At 62.9% G+C, this 18,407-nt stretch carries 18 protein-coding genes; 7 read left to right on the top strand and 11 right to left on the bottom strand.

Annotated elements, in window-relative coordinates; translation table 11 throughout:
* Positions 1–68 precede the first annotated feature (68 nt).
* The 8 genes from amrS to flgF all read right to left on the bottom strand — a co-directional run bounded on the left by amrS (position 69) and on the right by flgF (position 6,295).
* On the bottom strand, positions 69–1,169 hold the full coding sequence (amrS, locus tag V1290_RS07165; RefSeq protein ID WP_334363723.1) for an AmmeMemoRadiSam system radical SAM enzyme: 1,101 nt from the start codon (positions 1,167–1,169) through the stop codon (positions 69–71).
* A 117-nt stretch (positions 1,170–1,286) separates the two neighbouring features.
* Positions 1,287–1,673: a hypothetical protein gene (locus V1290_RS07160; RefSeq protein ID WP_334363722.1), complete on the bottom strand. Its 387-nt coding sequence runs from the start codon at positions 1,671–1,673 to the stop codon at positions 1,287–1,289.
* A gap of 222 nt (positions 1,674–1,895) precedes the next feature.
* Positions 1,896–2,159: a GlsB/YeaQ/YmgE family stress response membrane protein gene (locus V1290_RS07155; RefSeq protein WP_334368958.1), complete on the bottom strand. Its 264-nt coding sequence runs from the start codon at positions 2,157–2,159 to the stop codon at positions 1,896–1,898.
* Between the two features lie 43 nt (positions 2,160–2,202).
* Complete coding sequence (locus V1290_RS07150; RefSeq protein ID WP_334363721.1) at positions 2,203–2,655, bottom strand: YidB family protein; 453 nt, start codon at positions 2,653–2,655, stop codon at positions 2,203–2,205.
* A gap of 217 nt (positions 2,656–2,872) precedes the next feature.
* Positions 2,873–3,625 (bottom strand): flagellar basal body L-ring protein FlgH, encoded by a 753-nt coding sequence (gene flgH, locus V1290_RS07145; RefSeq protein ID WP_334363720.1) that lies wholly within the window; start codon positions 3,623–3,625, stop codon positions 2,873–2,875.
* A 5-nt stretch (positions 3,626–3,630) separates the two neighbouring features.
* The gene (gene flgA / locus V1290_RS07140) at positions 3,631–4,713 is read right to left on the bottom strand and encodes a flagellar basal body P-ring formation chaperone FlgA (RefSeq protein ID WP_334363718.1); all 1,083 of its coding nucleotides are present in this window, start codon (positions 4,711–4,713) and stop codon (positions 3,631–3,633) included.
* A gap of 10 nt (positions 4,714–4,723) precedes the next feature.
* Positions 4,724–5,512 (bottom strand): flagellar basal-body rod protein FlgG, encoded by a 789-nt coding sequence (flgG, locus tag V1290_RS07135; protein ID WP_065749261.1) that lies wholly within the window; start codon positions 5,510–5,512, stop codon positions 4,724–4,726.
* An 18-nt stretch (positions 5,513–5,530) separates the two neighbouring features.
* Positions 5,531–6,295 carry a flagellar basal-body rod protein FlgF gene (gene flgF, locus V1290_RS07130; RefSeq protein ID WP_028348634.1) on the bottom strand — a complete coding sequence of 255 codons (765 nt, stop codon included), beginning with the start codon at positions 6,293–6,295 and terminating at the stop codon, positions 5,531–5,533.
* Positions 6,296–6,683: 388 nt separating this feature from the next.
* On the opposite strand from flgF, the gene fliL reads away from it, so the two are divergent.
* Genes fliL through V1290_RS07110 form a run of 4 tightly spaced genes read left to right on the top strand, consistent with a single transcriptional unit; the run spans position 6,684 to position 9,612 of the window.
* Positions 6,684–7,175 (top strand): flagellar basal body-associated protein FliL, encoded by a 492-nt coding sequence (gene fliL, locus V1290_RS07125; protein WP_334363717.1) that lies wholly within the window; start codon positions 6,684–6,686, stop codon positions 7,173–7,175.
* 18 nt (positions 7,176–7,193) lie between these two features.
* The gene (gene fliM, locus V1290_RS07120) at positions 7,194–8,396 is read left to right on the top strand and encodes a flagellar motor switch protein FliM (RefSeq protein ID WP_028348636.1); all 1,203 of its coding nucleotides are present in this window, start codon (positions 7,194–7,196) and stop codon (positions 8,394–8,396) included.
* Positions 8,393–8,830, top strand: coding sequence for a DUF6468 domain-containing protein (locus tag V1290_RS07115; protein WP_028348637.1), 438 nt, complete (start codon positions 8,393–8,395; stop codon positions 8,828–8,830). Before fliM ends, V1290_RS07115 begins: the two co-directional genes overlap by 4 nt.
* A complete protein-coding gene (locus V1290_RS07110) occupies positions 8,827–9,612 on the top strand; it encodes a MotE family protein (protein WP_334363716.1) in 786 nt (261 codons plus the stop codon). The genes V1290_RS07115 and V1290_RS07110 overlap by 4 nt, the downstream gene beginning before the upstream one ends.
* A gap of 40 nt (positions 9,613–9,652) precedes the next feature.
* Here the strand turns inward: V1290_RS07110 and V1290_RS07105 are convergent, their stop codons facing one another.
* On the bottom strand, positions 9,653–10,096 hold the full coding sequence (locus tag V1290_RS07105; protein ID WP_442893648.1) for a hypothetical protein: 444 nt from the start codon (positions 10,094–10,096) through the stop codon (positions 9,653–9,655).
* 5 nt (positions 10,097–10,101) lie between these two features.
* Positions 10,102–10,323, bottom strand: a complete 222-nt coding sequence (locus tag V1290_RS07100) for a hypothetical protein (protein WP_334363715.1) — start codon at positions 10,321–10,323, stop codon at positions 10,102–10,104.
* A gap of 398 nt (positions 10,324–10,721) precedes the next feature.
* Here V1290_RS07100 and V1290_RS07095 point away from each other — a divergent pair, with 398 nt between their 5' ends.
* The 3 genes from V1290_RS07095 to V1290_RS07085 all read left to right on the top strand — a co-directional run bounded on the left by V1290_RS07095 (position 10,722) and on the right by V1290_RS07085 (position 16,423).
* Entirely contained in the window at positions 10,722–14,480 is a 3,759-nt protein-coding gene (locus V1290_RS07095) for a tetratricopeptide repeat protein (protein ID WP_334363714.1), read from the top strand.
* Positions 14,481–14,623: 143 nt separating this feature from the next.
* Positions 14,624–15,940: a hypothetical protein gene (locus V1290_RS07090; protein WP_334363713.1), complete on the top strand. Its 1,317-nt coding sequence runs from the start codon at positions 14,624–14,626 to the stop codon at positions 15,938–15,940.
* A 138-nt stretch (positions 15,941–16,078) separates the two neighbouring features.
* On the top strand, positions 16,079–16,423 hold the full coding sequence (locus V1290_RS07085; protein ID WP_334363712.1) for a DUF1488 family protein: 345 nt from the start codon (positions 16,079–16,081) through the stop codon (positions 16,421–16,423).
* Between the two features lie 34 nt (positions 16,424–16,457).
* Here V1290_RS07085 and V1290_RS07080 read toward each other — a convergent pair whose 3' ends face one another.
* Positions 16,458–17,870 (bottom strand): FAD-binding oxidoreductase, encoded by a 1,413-nt coding sequence (locus tag V1290_RS07080; RefSeq protein ID WP_334363711.1) that lies wholly within the window; start codon positions 17,868–17,870, stop codon positions 16,458–16,460.
* Positions 17,871–18,407 lie beyond the last annotated feature (537 nt).

Genomic DNA, 18,407 nt, shown 5'->3' with positions numbered 1-18,407 from the left:
GCGACCTCCTAATCAGGCTCCCCCTTCAACACGCGGTAGTGAGGGCCCCGACGCCGGCATCTTCTCGCTCAAGAGCGTTCCAGTCTGCCGATCCGAATCGGGACGCGCCGCTGTCCCCAGTTGCCCGGGCGTGCCTCGAACAAGCCGGGGATTGCAGTGGAGCAAATGCCGCAACGGCCGTCGCCGGTGAGTCGCCAAGTGGTGATGTCATACCAATCTCGGCCGATGATCCGCTCGCCACAGCCCGGACAGTACGTGCTTTGGCCCCGCTCGTCATGGACATTTCCGGTGTAGACGAACTGCAGCCCGACCTTGCGCGCGATGTCGCGAGCCGTCGTCAGGGTGAGGGCCGGCGTACGGGGCAGATCCAGCATCTTGTAATCAGGGTGGAAGGCCGTGAAATGCAAGGGCACGTCAGGTCCTAGCCTTGTCATCACCCATTCGCTCAGCTTTTTCACCTCCTCCGGGCTGTCGTTGTGACCCGGGATCAGCAGCGTTGTGATTTCGAGCCAGACCTTCGTCCTGTGTCTCAGATACTCGAGCGTTTCGAGGACGGCGCCGAGACGCCCGGTGCACAGCCGATTGTAGAACGCCTCGGTGAACGCCTTGAGGTCGACATTGGCGGCGTCCATGAAGGTGTAAAGCTCCTCCCGTGCCGCCGCATCGATGTAGCCCGCTGTAACCGCCACGTTCTTGATCCCGCGCCGGCGCGCCACCCTTGCGACGTCCACGGCATATTCGAGGAAGATGACGGGGTCATTGTAGGTGTAGGCGATGGAGCGCGAGCCCGTGGCAATCGCGGCCTCGACAATATCTTCCGGCGAGGCTGTGTCCTGGAGCCGGTCGAACTCTCGCGCTTTGGAGATGTCCCAGTTCTGGCAGAACTTGCAGGTCAGGTTGCACCCGGCGGTACCGAACGACAGCACAGGAGTTCCGGGCAGATAGTGGTTCAGTGGCTTCTTCTCTATTGGATCGACACAGAATCCGGAGGAGCGGCCGTAGGTCGTGAGCACGATCCGGTTATCCTGCCGGCCACGCACGAAGCACAGGCCACGCTGGCCTTCGTTAAGCCTGCAGTAGCGCGGGCAGACATCGCACTGGATGCGCCCGTCTTCGAGCCGGTGCCAGTAGCGGCCAGGAATACCTTCCAAACGCTCGGGATCGGTCATGGAATTCGCCGTGTGGATCGATGGGCAAACCTCAGCTTTTTGCCAACGGGCGTGACGGAGAGTTGCCACGATGTCTAGCCGGCCCGCCTCCGGGCACGAGCGCCCGCGGACGTCGGCTCATTTTACTCCTGATCGGCGGAGACCGTAAGTTCGACAATCTCGGCATGCGACCGTTTCGGCCAGTTCGACGGTGAAAAGGGACAGCATGAGGCCCACCATCGGCACTGCGGGAATCAGGTATCGCCAGACGTCGAGGGTGTGGGCGCCGGCGGCCGTCGCGATCGAAGCCGTCCACATCACGATCACGATGCCTGCACGTGTCAGGAACCTGGAGCGCCGGCGCCGCACAGCGGACACCGTCCAAAACATGACGGCGATAACGAAGGCGATGGACGATGCCCTGTACAGATAGGCGGAGATGCCTGGGAAATCGGACAGGAGGCCGATCCGAACTGGTTCGCCTTGCAGATCGGTCGCCTGAACCGCCCGGCCGTGCCGCGTCATGATGTCGGACGCCCGAGCTAGTGCTCTAGTGATCGACAGGACCCCTCCGCGTCGTCGCTCCAACTTAATCGCCGGTGCGGCACGGCGATGAATCGCGGTCTCCGCCCAATGGAACTCACGGAGACCGCGTTGAATCGTCTCGTGCCTGAGTTCGCTAGGGGACGACGGACCGCTCCGCTGATCCAAACCCAAGCCCGACGATGAAACCATCAGATCTAGTTCTTAAATCGCTCGCCGTTGCCGGCCGGCGAAGAGGCCGTAGACGAAGAGTACAATGATGGCGCCGACTATCGCACCGATCAGGCCCGCGCCTTCTCCGGGGCTGTACCACCCGAGCGCCTGGCCGAGATAGGTCGCCACGAAAGCGCCGACGATGCCCAGTATGGTGGTGAGAATGAAGCCCGAGGGCTCATTGTCTCCGGGCATAATGAATTTCGCAATCACGCCAGCAATGAAGCCAATGATGATCGTCCAAAGTATGCCCATCTCGATGCTCCCTGTTGTTTGCCCCAATGTCACGTCCATTAACTCATGCTGCGGGCAAACGGCCGTCCGGTGTGTACTTGTCGACGGCTGCCGGAAGCTCGCGAGACAATCTCGCCAAGATCTCCTCCTGCGAAAGTCCGGTCTGCTGTTCGAGTTGTGCCAGTACGTCGGACCCGATCGCTTGCTTCAATTCCGGAGGCGAGACATCCTTTTTCGGGCCTTGGTTGATCCAGGATTCAGCCTTCTCGCCCTGGCCGTTTTGCTTGAAACTTTCGAGCAACTCGCCGATCCCGCCGTTGAGCAGGCCGCCAACCCCGGCGCCGCCCAACATTCCGCTCAAATTGCCCAGCAAGCCGCCCAGCGGCTGCTGTCCACCGCCTGTGTTCGGCTGGCCCCCAACGCCCTTGAGAAGTTCTGCCAGTTTGTCGCGGTTCTGATATCCCGCAATGGCGAGCAGCCCGAGCAGAGCAGTCATCGATGGCATTCCGCGGCCCATGATTAGCCTCCGTGCAGATGGTTGCTGTCAGGAACGCCGGCGGGTAGGTTCGGTTCCAACACGGGAAGACGACGAGGGGCAGGCGGCTTGCGCTGGAGCAAGCATCTCCTCGGATCACAAAACGACCACGGCCTCCGCCAGGGGAGACTGACGGAGGCCGCGTTGATACACTTCATCGCGCCTAGGTTCGCGATGGAGTGTGGGAGCTCGGGAGAAACTAGAACGGCAGCAGCACGTCCATCACCTGTTGCCCGTAACGGGGTTGCTGCACGTCGGTGATCTGGCCGCGGCCGCCATAGGCGATGCGGGCCTGCGCGATCTTGGTGGAATCGATGGTGTTGTCGCTCTGGATGTCTTCGGGGCGGACGATGCCGGCGACGATCAGTTCGCGGATCTCGAAGTTGACGCGGATTTCCTGTTTTCCTTCGACCACGAGATTGCCGTTCGGCAGCACCTGCGTGACCACGGCCGCGACGTTAGTCTGCAACGCTTCCTGGCGGTTGACCGAGCCCTTGCCGTCGCTCGATGACGTCGAGTCCGTGGTCAGGATCTTGCCGGGCAGGATCTTGTTTGCCTGCGTGATCGTGCTTGACCCAATGAAATCGGTGATCCCCGAATCTTCCTTGGCGGAGCGGCTGCGTTGGGTCTCGTTGGACAGGTTGGCCTTGTCGGTGATGTTGACAGTCACCGTCAACAAATCGCCGACGCGCGCCGCGCGCTGATCCTTGAAAAAGGCACGCGAGCCATTCCGCCACAGCGAGTTGGCGTTATAGGAGGCCTGCTCCGGCTTCGGCATCGGCATCTGCACCGGCTTGTAGCCGGGCTGCGTGGTCGGGTTTTCGATCTCCGTCAGCTTCGGCTTTTCGCCGATCTGCGACAGACGGTCGATCGAGGAGCAACCGCTCGCGAAGGCGGCCAGCGACAGCATGGCGCCGGAGAGAGCGAGACGGTTGAGACGGGTGACTGACATTTACATTACTCGGCTTTTGGAGCGACTGGCGAATTGACGGTAGCTACGGCGACGGGTGCGGGTGCTTTGCCGAGCGAGGAGGTGGCATCGCTGGTCTGCGGCAGGCGAGACGCCGGCGGTGAGATCGAGACCTGCCCACGGCCAGTCACGGTGCCGGACACCGTGCGCTTCGACTGCAGGTTCATGACGGTAACGACGTCACCTTCGGTGCCGCTGTCCAGCGCCTTGCCGCGCATGGTGAGGTAGATTCCGGGCGTCTCGTAGATCAATATGACGTTCTGGTCGCGCTGTACCAAATCGGGCTTGGCGAGATCTGCGGTCCTGATGGCCTGGCCGGCGCGGAGCTGGCGGCGGGCCTGCATGCCCACCGTGCGATCGCGCGCAGCGGCATCAAGGCCGACTTCCGCTTTCGGGCGACGCTCGATCACCACGTCGGACGATTTCAAGACCTCATTGCGCTCGACGTTGCGCGCCAGCACCGCGGCCTCGACGGTCTCGATCGCCGTGCCGGTAAAACGCAGCTTGGCAGCAGCGGCGCCGTTCTCGTTGGCGATCTCAAAGGTGACGTCGAAGCGGCCGTTGCGATTGTCGTAGCGCACGATGGTCGCCTGCAGGCTACCGCTAAAGCCGGCATCCAGCCTGACGTCGCCGGGATCGCGGTCGAAGGTCATCGACAGATTGGCGGCGTCGCCGAGACCATTGCGGCGCTCCAGCGCGCGTGCAACCTGCAGCTCGATGTCCTTGCCTTCGAGCAGGCGGGCCAGACGCGTTACCGAAATTTCCCTGAGGTCGCGGGTGTCGACGCCGATCACGTGATGGGCACGAAGGGTGTTGAGCACCTGCGCTACCGGCAGCGAGCCGGTGGTGCCGAGATCCGGGGCGCGATAGATCGCGATCTGCGCGGCGCTGCCGGCGTTGTCGATCATGTCGCCGATCCGCACAAGGTCGCCTGATACCTGCACGTCGGCACGCAGCACGGGCGTGGCGATCACGTTGCGGTTCGCGAAGCTTTCCTGGATCTGCGCGACAGCGGCCGTACTCGATGCGGCGATCAGGGCGGCGGCCAGGAGGAGGGCGCGGGCGATCATGACCAGTCCTTTAGCGGAACATGTTTGAGGTGGATTGCAGCATCTGGTCGGCCGCGCTGACGACCTTGGCGTTCATCTCATAGGCGCGCTGGGCGGCGATCAGGTCGGAGATTTCGGTCACCACCTCGACGTTGGCCTGTTCGAGGTTGCCCTGCTGCATGTCGCCAAAGCCGTCAGTGTTGGCGATGCCGTCCTGTGGCGTACCGGAGGCCGGGGTGTCCGTGAACAGATTGTCGCCGATCGGATTGAGGCCGGCCTTGTTGATGAAGCGGGTCAGGCCGATCTGGCCGACGAGCGTCGGCGTGGTCGAGCCCGGCAGCATCACCGTGAGCTGACCCTGCGCGTTGATGGTGATCTGCGAGGAATTCTGCGGGATCGTGATCGTCGGCTGCACCGGGTTGCCCTGGGCGGTGACGACGCGGCCTTGCGCGTCCATCATGAACGAGCCGTCGCGGGTATAGGCATAGGTGCCGTCGGGCACCTGGATCTTGAAGAAACCTTCGCCGCGGATCGCGACGTCGAGGTCGTTGCCGGTCGGCGACAGTGTGCCCTGGCCCATCAGCCGCGGCGTGCCGACGGTCTTGACGCCGCCGCCGATGTCGACGCCGACCGGCAGGATGGTGCCCTGGTCGGAAGCCTGCGCGCCGACGCGGCGCACATGGTCATAGATCAGGTCCTGGAATGCCGCGCGCTGCTTCTTGTAGCCGGTGGTGCGCATATTGGCGATGTTGTTGGAGATCACCTGAACGTTGAGTTCCTGTGCCGCCATGCCGGTCGCTGCTGTGTAAAGTGCGCGCATCGATCTATGCCTTAAGTGTTATGCCGGAACGTCGGCGAGTTTCTCGACTGCGGTTCGGTGCAGGTCGTGCTGCTGCTGCAGCATCGCCGAGATCTGCGTGTAGGTGCGCGTGATCTCGATCATGCGGCTCATTTCGTGGACCGAATTGACGTTCGACTTTTCGATGAAGCCCTGGCGCACCCGCGAAGTGGTGTCGGGCTGGGCGGCGACGCCCTGGCCCGCCGAGTAGAGGTTGCCGCCTTCCTTGACGAGCTTCTGCGGGTCGGCAAAGGAGACCAGCCGCAGTTTGCCGCGAATGGAGTCGGTGCTGCCGGTGCCCTCAAGAACCGTGATATTGCCGTCGGCGGCGATGTTGATCGCCTTGTCGGTCGGCTGGAACACGATCGGACCGGAGGTCCCCAGCACCGGATCGCCACTCGCGGTCACGAGTTGGCCCTGGTTGTTGATCTGCAGGCCACCGTCACGGGTGTAGCGCTCGCCGGCGGCCGTTTGCACCACCAGAAAGGCGTTGCCGTCGATCGCGACGTCGAGCGGATTCTTGGTCTGCTCGGAGGGACCGGCCGAGAAATCGTGGAAGGTGGCGCGGTCGTGCACGAAGGACACGCGGCGGTCGGCGCGCACGAAATTGTCTTCATGCGCCGGCGAGCGCAGATATTCCTCGAACAGCGAACGGTCGGCCTTGAAGCCCGTCGTGTTGATGTTCGCGACATTGTTGGCAACGACATCCAACTGCCGTTCCAGCGTCATCTGCCGCGAAAGTCCGACGAGAAGCATATTCTCCATCGGTGGTTCTCCCCTTGATCGATCCGAAGCAGGCTCTCCCAAGCCCGTAATCCGGATCCGTCGTAAACCTTTGGGCTCTCCCAAGCCGGCGGGTCCACGCCGTTTACTCAGCGAAAGCCGTGCCAAGTCCGGAAGGGTTGATTTTTTAAGGGGTTAGGCATTTTTCTGCGGGCGGAGGGGGCGGCAGAAAGGTCTTGTTGACCATGTTTGCCCGGCAGATTTTTCCCAGTTGGGCGCGAATGGAAAGGTTCCGTTAACCATTATTACCCTAGCGTTGCACGTGTAGAGGGCGCGTGTGCGCTGGCGGCTTTTGTTTCGCGTTGTGGGGGCATCGTTACCCAGGCTGGTGGCAACCGCGTTCGTTTCCTGAATCGAAGCGGGCGGGGCAATGGCTGACAACGAGCAGGCGGAAGGCGTAGACGGCGCAGAAGCCGCATCGTCGAAAAAGGGCAAGCTCAAGCTGATCATTGCGGTCGCCGGATTCGTCGCCATCCTTGGCGCCGGCGCCGGCTGGTTCTTCCTGATGCGCGGCCACGGCGAGGAGAAGCACGCCGAAGCGCCGCCGTTGAAGCCGCCGTCCTTCGTCGAAGTGCCCGATATGATGGTCAACCTGGTCGGCGCCCCGGGCGAGCGGGTGCAATATCTCCGCGTCAAGGTCGTGCTCGAGATCAAGGAAGAGAAGCAGGTCGAGGCGATCAAGCCGAACCTGCCGCGCGTCACCGATCTGTTCCAGACCTACCTGCGCGAATTGCGTCCCTCCGACATCAACGGTTCGGCGGGCCTGTTTCGCCTCAAGGAAGAGCTAACCAAGCGCGTCAACAACGCGGTGGCGCCGCAGCAGGTGAGCGCCGTGCTGTTCAAGGAAATCGTCGTGCAGTGATGGGGCGGATCTAGCATCATGGCCGGCAATCAAGACCAGATGGACCAGGACGCCATTGCCGCGCAATGGGAAGCCTCGCTGGATTCCGAAGATCCCGCGGCGGCTGCGGAAGAGGCTGCCGCCAATGAACTCTCCGAGAGCATGGCGCTGCAGTGGGCGGCCATGGTCGAGGATGGCGGCCGCGAATTCGGCAACAAGAATTCCGGCGAGCGGGTTCTGTCGCAGGAAGAAATCGACAATCTGCTCGGCTTCACCGTCGGCGATGTCAATCTCGACGACCATTCCGGCATTCGCGCCATCATCGATTCCGCGATGGTGTCCTACGAGCGTCTGCCGATGCTCGAAATCGTGTTCGACCGCCTGGTGCGGCTGATGACCACGAGCTTGCGCAACTTCACCTCCGACAACGTCGAAGTCTCGCTCGACCGCATCACCTCGGTCCGCTTCGGCGATTACATGAACTCAATTCCCTTGCCGGCCGTGCTCAGCGTGTTCAAGGCCGAGGAATGGGAGAATTTCGGCCTTGCGACGGTCGATTCCAGCCTGATCTATTCGATTATCGACGTGCTGCTCGGCGGCCGCCGCGGTCAGACCTCGCTGCGCATCGAGGGCCGGCCCTACACCACGATCGAAACCAACCTCGTCAAGCGGCTGGTCGAGGTGGTGCTTTCAGACGCCGAGCAGGCGTTCCGCCCGCTGTCGCCGGTGACGTTCTCGATCGACCGGCTGGAAACCAATCCGCGCTTCGCCGCGATCTCCAGGCCTGCCAACGCCGCGATCCTGGTGCGGCTGCGCATCGACATGGAAGACCGCGGCGGCAACATCGAACTGCTGCTGCCCTATGCGACCATCGAGCCGATCCGCCCGGTTCTGTTGCAGATGTTCATGGGCGAAAAGTTCGGCCGCGATCCGATCTGGGAAGGGCACTTCGCCACCGAAGTGGCGCAGGCCGAGATATCGGTCGATGCCGTGCTGTATGAAGCCGACATTCCGCTCAAGCATTTGATGAAGCTGAAGGTCGGCGACACGCTGCCGCTGGAGATGCGGCCCGATGCGCTGGTGTCGGTCCGCTGCGGCAACGTCACCCTGACCGAAGGGCGGATGGGCCGGGTCGGCGACCGCGTCGCCATCCGCGTCACCAAGCAATTGCGCAAACCGAATACCACCTTCGCGATGTTCGAGAAGGCCGACGAGCAAACCAAGCTGATGGAGGCACAATGAGTCATTTCCTTGGCATTGTAATCGAGAGTCTGGTGGCGGTTTTGCTACTGCTCACGATCGGTTACTGCATGCTGCTCAACAAGCGGCTGAAGCGGCTGAAAGCGGACGAGCATTCGCTGAAAGCCACCATCGCGGAACTGATCACGGCAACCGAAATCGCCGAGCGGGCGATCGGAGGCCTCAAGCACACCGTGCGCGACGTCAACGAGAATCTCGGCAGCCAACTCGCCGCCGCGACCCAGATGGCGGGTCATCTGAAGGGCATGCTTGCCGAAGGCGACGGCGTCATTCGACGGCTGTCCAAGATCGCGATCGCGGCGCGGCCCTCGCAAGAAGCCGAACCCGCAGCCCCAAGGGTTTCAACAGCCAAGGCGGTAGCCGCGGCGGCTGAAGCATTCTCCGAACGCCGAAAGGCCAGTGGCCTCGCCGCATGAAATCTTTTCGCGATATCCGTGTCATTCCGGTCGTGCTGGTCGCGATCTTCGGCCTTGCAGTGCTGAAGGTCGCCGGCCTCGTGATCGATGGCGGATACGTGTTCGATTATCAGGTCAGCCAGCCGGCCAAGCGCTCCTGGGCGCAGGACAATCTGGGCTACCCCGGTGGCGCGATATCGGATACCGCCGACATCACCGGTTCGGTCAAGAAGGAAGAAAAAAAGGAAGAGGCGCCGAAGCCGGCAGCGCCGGCTACCGAGGCGCCGAAGCCCGACGGCGTCGTGGTGTTTCCCGACCAGAACCCGCAATCGGTGTCGCCGTCGGAGCGCGCCATCCTGGAACGGCTGCAGGCGCGGCGCCAGGAACTGGAGCAGCGCGCGCGTGAAATCGAAATTCGCGAAAGCCTTCTGAAATCAGCCGAGAAGCGCATCGAGGGCCGTGTCGAGGAAATGAAGGCCACCGAGGCACGGATCTCGACAGCGAGCGGGCAAAAGGCCGAACAGGACGCTGCCCGCTTCAAGGGCATCATCACGATGTACGAGGGCATGAAGCCGAAGGACGCCGCCAAGGTGTTCGACCGGCTGGAAATGTCCGTGCTCTACGAAATCGCCTCCCAGATTGCGCCGCGGAAGATGTCGGACATTCTGGGCCTGATGCAGCCGGAAGCGGCCGAACGGCTGACGGTCGAACTGGCCCGCCGCGCCGCCGGCACTGATAAGTCCACATCCACAGCCGAGCTGCCAAAAATCGAAGGCAAAATCCTGCAGCAAAGGCCGAACTGACGCAGGATGGCTGCCCGGCGAAGGGTACTGACGCGTCCGGTCAGAACCTGCGCGGCCCTGACGAGACAAACGAGCGGTGAGCTACGGCGAGCGCGCCGCGCTCGTTGGTTTCAAGGGCAATTTTCTGCGCCAGCATGACATCGCCGGCGACGAGGTCGCCATCGGGAACAAAGCACCATTTGCAGACATGTTGGCCGGCGCCGTTGATTTCCTCGATGTTCGTCTGCGTCCCATGATGGATCCGGTAGCGCGTCCCGGTGTGGCTCCCGACGACGTCGAAATACCGGAATCGCTCGTAAGAGGCCCGCTGCTTCGGCGATAGCCAATCCTTCAAGAGCGTAAGGGCTCGCGCCTCAGTCTCGAAGCGAAACGATTTGCTGCAGGAGCCGGACCGCGCCACTGCCAGCGAGAGCGCCGACAGCAGCACCGTACCGAGTAGAGCCAGCACAAATGAGCAAATCGCAAGGACGATCTGCTGGGTCACTGCCGTCAGCCGCCAACGAGACGCGGATAAAACAGCGTTTCTTCCGCCGTCGGATCGAAGGAGCGGATAACCCGTTGCTCGCCGGGTCCCGTTCGGACCGCTGCGGTAAATCCTGCGCCGGTCAATTCCATAAAGCGCCGCTCGGCCTTTTCGACCTCCGCGCGGTCATGGACGTCGAAAGTATGCCGGGTGTCGCCAGTACGATCCATCACGATGTGGGTTGCCATTTCACGCACTCCGAATTGGCTGCCTGAGGCAGGTTAGCGACCCGGGAGCGTTGGTTGATCCACTGCCGGCCCCGCTTCCCGGGTCCATTGTTTCCCTAAGACGGAACCGCCGATGTTAGTTCCAACGCTGCGTGAGATAAATAATGCAGATCAATCATGGCACGGGCGTGATGGTGATCGCTGCGGCCCCGAGGCTCGCGACGTTTGAGCGGTGACCCGGAGAAAGGTCCGGATACCGACCCATTACGATGTGTAATTGCTCGAGGCCGTAGCCCATTGTCCCTTCAATGAAATCAATTGGTTGACGTTAACAAAGCCTTAAGCCGGCCAATCCAAGATTCCAACGTGCGGGCGAGAGCGCTTCGCCGAAGAATTCATCGAGGCACGAGATCTTCTGGATGGGGCGAAGGGCTGCCGCTGAAACTGGGTCGCCGGGCCGCGCATTGGCGCGGGCGGCGCGGCGTTGCCTTCACAACTATCTCGGCCAGCCCCTTGCTGTTGCTTTGTTATTCGCCGGCCTGACGCTTTCGCAGCCCAGCCGTGCTGACGATCCGGTCCGAGGGGAGGCGACCTTTACGGCCGGAGGCGGCTTCGCGCGGCTGGTATTGAAACTGGCCGAGGACGTCGAATCCGACGTTTCGACCGCGGGTTCGATCATTATCATCCACTTCAAGCGCCCGGTGGATATTCCCGTCGACAAACTGTCGGACGCGGTCCCCGATTATGTCGGCTCGGCGCGGCGCGATCCCAACGGCACCGCGATCCGGCTGTCGCTGGCGCGGCGGGCAACCGTCAACACCATGACGGCGGGGGAGCGGATCTTCGTCGACTTCCTGCCCGATAGCTGGACCGGGCCGCCGCCCCCGCTTCCTGCCGCGGTCGTTCGCGAACTGGCGGAGCGGGCGCGGGCCGCCGAGCGCGCGCTCCGCGCGCAGCTTGCGGTGGCGTCCGCGAAAAAGAAGCCGCCGGTGCGTGTCCGCGCCTCGGTGCAGCCGACTTTCGTCCGCTTCGTGTTCGAGATGCCCGACGGCGTCAACGTCTCGTCGGTGCTGAACGATCAGAAGCTGACGCTGCAGTTCAACAGCGTGCTCAATTTCGACCTGGCGGATGCGAAGGTGGCGGCGCCGCCGAACATCGCTTCGATCAACCAGCGCGCCGATGTTGATTCTTCCGCCGTCGACATTCTGCTGATCGGCGAGGTCGACGTGCATTCCTTCCGCGAGGAAAAGAACTATGTGATCGACGTCGCCTTCCAGCAGCCGGAAAAGCCGGCGCTGGCCGAGCCGCAAGCCGCGGCCAAACCGGTCGTGCCGGCCAAGCCAGGACCTGCGTCGCGGATCGCGCGCGACAAGGCCCTGAAGGAATCGCCGCCACCACAGCAGTCGGCCGAGATTCCGCCCGTCACGTCGGAGATGATTGCCGAACAGGCCAGGATCGAAATCAAGCCCGCGCAGGTGAACGAAGCACCGGCCGCTGCGGAGGCCGCAATGCCTGGCCTCGAAAAGGCGCCGCCGGCCAATGGCAACGCTATCCCTCCGACCGAGAAGATGGCCGCCGCACCGGAAAAGACGTCGCCTCCGGCGGCAGCCGCGAAAGCGGCGCAGCCCGCCGAACCGGTGCAGGCCGCCGCGGCGGAGGCGCCAAAGCCCGTGGCATCCAAGCAGGCTCAGTCTTCCGCAGAGCCGCCGGAAAGTGGTGCCAAGGACAAGACCCCCGTCGTCGAGGCAAGGCGTGACAGTGACGGCCTGCGCGTGACGTTCTCCTTTGCCGCGCCGACCCCGGCTGCGCTGTTTCGCCGTGCCGACACGGTATGGCTGGTATTCGACCAGACCAAGCCGGTAGATATCGAGCCGATCCGTAGCAAGGGCGGCGCCATCATCGGCGACGTCAGCCGGCTGTCGCTGGAAAAGGGTCAGGCCGTCCGCATCCGCCTCAACCGGCCGCAGATCCCTTCGCTCGAAAGCGAAGGCCGCGCCAACGGCGCCGAGTGGACACTGACCTTCGCCGACCGCGGCCAGACACCGCCGCTGCCGCTGATGGTGCTGCGAAATATTACTGATCCCGCGCTTGCCAATGTCACCGTGCCGCTGGCCAATCCCGGCGCGATGCACCGGCTGGTCGATCCCGACGCAGGCGATACGCTGTGGGTCGTGACCGCGCCGCCACCGACCCGTGGCCTCATCAAACGGCAGGATTTCGTCGAACTGTCGCTGTTGGAATCGGTGCACGGTGTGGTCGTTCATCCGAATTCCGATGATATCAACGCCGAGGTCGGCGCCGACAAGGTGATGCTCGGCCGGCCCGGCGGATTGACGCTGTCGTCCGCCGACGTCGCGGCCGAACGCGCCACCGCGGCGGTCAGGCCGCTGTTCGACGCCGATGAATGGCGCAAGAACCGGGAAGAAAAGTTTCTTGCCCGGCTGGATACGCTGATCAAGGCAGCGGCCGCCGCGAGGCCCGAGCAAAAGACGCACGCTCGCCTCGAACTTGCGAACTTCTACATGTCGCGCGGCATGTATCAGGAGGCGAGAGGGGTGACCAACCTCATCCTCTCCGAAACCAACCCGGGGAACGAAGACGGCGCCGTGCTGATGGTGCATGCGGTCGCCAGCATCTTGATTGGCCATCCCGAACACGCGCTGAAGGACCTTGCCAATCCAGCGATCGGCAACGGCTACGATTCCCAATTGTGGAAAGGGTTCGCGTTCGCCCGCCAGGAAAAATGGGTGGACGCGCGTGAAAAGTTCAAGAACGCCGAATTCTCGATCGCCGCGCTGCCGCTGGAACTGCAGCGAATCATCATTACCGACGCGATGCGGGCCTCGCTCGAGGTGAAGGATTATGGCGGGGCCTCGCGGCGGCGCAGCGAGTTGGAAGTGATCGGCATTCCCAACGAGATGAAGCCCGAGATCGCCGTGCTGCGCGGGCGTCTTGCCGAGGCGTTGGGGCACGACAAGGACGCGCTCGACGCCTACAGGTTCGCGGCGCAATCCAGCGACCGGGAGGCATCGGCAGAGGCGAGTCTGCTGCAGGCTCTGCTGCGGCACCGGCGCGGCGAACTCGGCCAGGCCGAGTTGATACGCGAACTAGAGACCTTGTCGGTGATCTGGCGCGGCGACGCGATCGAGTTGAAGGCATTGAACAAGCTGACGCAGCTCTATGCCGAAAACGGCCGCTATGCCGAGGCGCTCTCCGCCGCCAAGACCGCGACGAAGCTGCAGCCCAACTCCGAACTGTCGCGGCAGGGCCAGGATGCGGCGTCCGCACTGTTCACGGACCTCTATCTCGGCCAGAAGGGCGACGACATGAAGCCGGTCGATGCGCTCGCCATGTTCTATGAATATCGCGAATTGACGCCGATCGGCCGGCGCGGCGACGAAATGATCCGGCGCCTCGCGGACCGGCTGGCCGCCGTCGACCTGCTCGACCAGGCCGGCGAGCTGTTGCAGTACCAGGTCGACAAACGCCTGGAGGGCGCCGCGCGCGCGCAGGTGGCGGCCCGGCTTGCCATGGTCTACCTGGCCAACCGCAAGCCGGACCGGGCGATCATGGCGCTGCGCCTGACGCGGATCTCCGATCTGTCCGGCGAATTGCGTCAGCAGCGGCTCCTCCTGGAGGCGCGGGCCCAGAGCGATGTCGGTCGCCACGACCTCGCGCTCGATATCATCTCCAACCTCACCGGCCGCGAAGCGATCCGGCTGCGCTCCGACATCTATTGGGCGTCGCGGCAGTGGCGGGAAGCTTCCGAACAGATCGAATTGTACTACGCCGACCGCTGGCGGGATTTCAAACCGCTGAATGCAGCCGAGAAGAGCGACATAATCCGTGCCGTGGTCGGCTATGCGCTGGCCGAGGATGCGATCGGCCTGGCCCGTTTCCGCGAGAAATACGCGCCCCTGATGATTGGCGAGGCCGATCGGTTCGCATTCGAGACCGCGAGCAAGCCGGCCGCCTCCAATAGCGCCGAATTCGCTCTGATTGCCAAGATGGCCGCCAGCGTCGACACGCTCGACGGCTTCATCCGTGAAATGAGGATCCGCTTCCCCGATGCCACCGCCCGCGCGCCGCTGTCGCCGGAAATCTCGCGGGGCGAGCCGGTTCACACCGGCGCCTTGCCGCCGATTGCCGGCATCAGGCGGATCGGCGCCACAAGATAGCGCCAACTTCGTTCCCTCGGTGAATTGCTCGCAGTTTGAAGTCGGAGACGGTTTGCTCGCCCGAGCACCGATGCGTTTTCTGTGGCGTGGACCCAATGCCCTTCCGGCACGTTATCGCAGGGCAGGGTCGGTCGAAGCCAGCCATGGAAACACTTGAGGCTTATCTCGACAGGAAACACGAGGAAATCACGTTGCTGAACGGTTTCCTCGACACTCCTTTGGCGCTGCGGCATCCGACCTCGGTGGTCGAGGTGATTGAACAAAAATTTCACATCGCCGCAGCCCTGAAGGCCCAGCATGCGCTGCACGATTGGGCGTTCACGGAAACAGCCTGGGCACATCCGGGCCGGCTGCGCGCCGGGCCGTTCACGTTCAGCTACGATTATCAGCGCGCAGACCTCGAAGTGCGCGGCCCATCCTTTTACGACCATTCGACATCGGCGAACCAGACCATCTATACGTCCTCGGGGATGGCGGCGATATCGGCACTGCTGCTGGCCTTCGCACGCTTGGCATCTGAGGCGGACATCCTGGTTTTGCCTGGCGCCTATGGCGAGACCCTCGAGCTGATCGAAAATCATGCACGTCAGTTTCGCCTGGTCCCGTTGAAAAGCTCTCCGGACGAGGTCGCCTTTTGTTCTAATCGACCGCGAATTCTTCTGTTCGATTCATGCACGCCCGCTGCCGCATTCGAGGCGACCCTCCGTTGCGCAAGGCCGCGCCTCGATCTCGTGATTTTCGACACGACCTGCTTCTCGACGGGCTCGGGGCGAATCCGCCGGGTTGTGAGCTGGGCACGGCGTTGGAAAGTCCCGATCGCGCTGGTGCGCAGCCATACCAAGCTTGATTCCCTCGGGGTGGAGTACGGCCGGCTCGGCTCGGCGGTTTTCGTCGCCTGCGAAAAGCACGTCGCCCCGGCAAAGCAGGAGCGGCTGGAGGACCTCGCCAACGAAACGCGCAATGCCGTGCGACTGTTCGGCGGCGCGGCGGTCCCTGCGCATTTCCCGCCCTACGTCGGAACGAAGGCCTATCGGGCTCTGACTGACAGGCGGATGGCGGCCATTTTGCGCAACAGCAGGCGGACGGCCCGCTGTTTTGCATCCGGGCTTGCCGGCTCGTCGGCGGAGCTGCATTTCGCGCACGGTCTCTATGTCACACTGGCGCCGAAGCGAATGCTCGACGAGAAGCAGACGAAGCAAGTGGCGGCGGATTTGTGCGACGACCTGCGAAGAGCCGGATTGCCGCTGCGGCATGCGGGGAGTTTCGGCTTCGATTTCGGCGCAGCGGAGTGGTTTCGCGATACCTCATGCAATCGCCACGTGGTCAGGATCGCGGTGCCCGATCTTCCGACGCTGCTGTGGGACCAGGTCGCTCGGGCCGTGATGGAATGGTGGTCGGCGCACGAGGGGGAGCCCCAACAGCCATACCGCGGCGCAGACGACCACGCCTATTCCAAATGAGCCCGAGGACGTAGCAAGGTAGTGGATTTGGCCGCAGCTTCGGCCAATTTTTGACGTGTTGGCGCATTACGAAAGCTTCGGCGCCCTCTCACCCGATTCTAGCCACGCCTACCGTTCAAAGCTGATCGTCGAATGCCGTTGACCCGGGACAGAATTGTTGGACATGACAGAGAACGCCTTGCGTTCAAGTTCACCATGCTGAACGACGGCGAGACGGTCGAATGCCAGATCAGCGATGCCGCGATGGATGAACTCGGAGGTGTCAGGGGCACCGAGAGCATCGCAAGGCAGGCGCAGTTCGTGGCCTTGCGGGACGCGGTGGAGGAGATCGCGTCCGATCTCTTCGACAAACTGCCGCCCGTCAAAGGCCGCGTCATCCGGATATTCACCAAGCATATCCCGACACAGCCGGCTCCGGACAACTTGCCACCCGGGCCGCCACCTGCTTCTGCGGCCGACGATCATCTCGGCATCAGTTCGTAGCCCTGACGCTCGATATGCGATCGCCAAACGCCTTTCACACCGTAAAAATTCGCCCAGGATTCAGGATGTTCTTCGGGTCGAGCGCGCGCTTGAGTGTGCGCATGGTTTCGATCTCTTCTTCGGTGCGACTCATTTTCAGATAGGGTCGCCTGAGGATGCCGATGCCGTGTTCGGCCGAGATCGAGCCGCCGAACTCGCCCGTGAGGTCGTAGACCAGCTTCTCGAACTCATCGTGCTTGTCAGGCGTATGTTCGTGATACACGCTGGGATGCAAATTGCCGTCGCCGACGTGTCCCATCACGATGGTGAAGGCTTGCGGATCGATCGCTTTGACGCGTGCATCCAGCGTATCCGCATATTCCTCCATCCTGTCGATGGCCACACTGACATCGAACCCCATCCGTGCCGTGAATGGAAAGCTGCGACCGAGTTCGACGCTGGAATCGCGGATGCGCCAGATCGCAGCCACGGACGCGTTCGAGGTCGAAAGCGTGGCGTCGAGGATCAAATTATCTCCCATCGCCGTCTCCAGCATCTTCTCGAGGCCGTCCCGAATGCGTTCAGCGTCGCTTCCTGAGGCCTCCAGCAGCACATAGAAGGGATGGTGGGTCGGCAGCGGGCCAACCACCCCCTTCACACGCTCGACGGTCTGGCGGTAGTAGGCATTCCACATCACTTCGAATGCGGTCAATTCGCCGCCGAGACTTTGCCGCGCCAGCTTCAGGAATGCCATGACCTGGCCGAACGAGGGGAGGGCGCACAGCGCCACCTGCCGCTCCGCCGGCGCGGGAAAGACACGCAGCGCAGCACGCGTCACGACGCCGAGGATGCCTTCGCTGCCGATGAAAAGCTGCTTTAAGTCGATGCCGGTGTTGTTCTTGATGTATTTGCGCAGGCCCTTCAGAACGGTGCCGTCGGCGGTAACGACCTCAAGGCCGAGAATCAGGTCACGCGTCATGCCGTAACGGATGACGCGGTTGCCGCCGGCATTGGTCGAGATGTTGCCGCCGATGGTGCAACTGCCGCGCGCGCCGAGGTCGAGCGGAAACATCAGGCCGTCCTGCTCGACGCGCTCCTGCAGTTTTTGCAGTGGCGTGCCGGCCTGCGCGATGGCGACGCCGGCTGAGGCATCGACCTCTTCGACGCTGTTCATGCGCTCCATCGAGAGCACGATTTCGTTCGCATTCGGCAGCGCGCCGCGCACCAGCCCGGTCATGCCGCCCTGCGTCGTAACGGGGACGCCTTCGCGGTGACAGAGCCGCAGCAGCACGGAGACGTCCTCCGTCGTTCTGGGGCGAACGACTGCGCGCGGTTTGGGCGCCGGATTGCCGGTGAGGTCGTGGTGATAGCGCGCGTCGATGTCAGCGCCTGATAGCACCGCGCCCTTGCCGAGCGCGTTGTGCAGTTCGTCAATGAAGCCCTCGGACATGCCCTGCCTCTTCTTCATGTGGAGTTTGGCCGAAGCTATACATGCGGGATTCCTGAGATGAAACCCGGTCCAGCCGCAATCGCGGCGTTTTCAGGAACTAGGAAAGTCGCGCTCTGAAGGCGGCGATCAGTGTGGTTGTCGCCGGGGGACCCTGTGCGGAGCCTTCTTGCCGCGCGACTTCGGCATCGGCGGGGTGACGGTAGGGCTGATGGTGGGGCTGTCCTGCCGCTCGGGCTCGATCGAAGTGATCTGGTTGCAGGTGTCGCACTTATAAACGTAGACGAGAGGACGCAGTCCGATCCGGGGCAGCTTTCCGATCTGGACCGTACCACCGCCGCAGATCTCGCAGCGCGGCGGCAGACCGGTTTCTGAAGGCTGGGCGGGCATATCGAACTATCGCTGAAGCAACAAACGACTCAATTCAGCAATGCTGGTTGCCGATTGCATCCTAATCGTGGACAGAAAGTCCGTAAGACTACGAGGTCGTGCCACTCATTCGCCGCGGGCGTCCGTGTTTTGCCACCAAATCGACCCCGGCCGGGCATCCAACCAACA

The sequence above is a fragment of the Bradyrhizobium sp. AZCC 1578 genome (assembly GCF_036924675.1).
In the GTDB taxonomy this organism is placed as follows: domain Bacteria; phylum Pseudomonadota; class Alphaproteobacteria; order Rhizobiales; family Xanthobacteraceae; genus Bradyrhizobium.
This window is presented reverse-complemented; position numbering and strand designations above follow the sequence as displayed.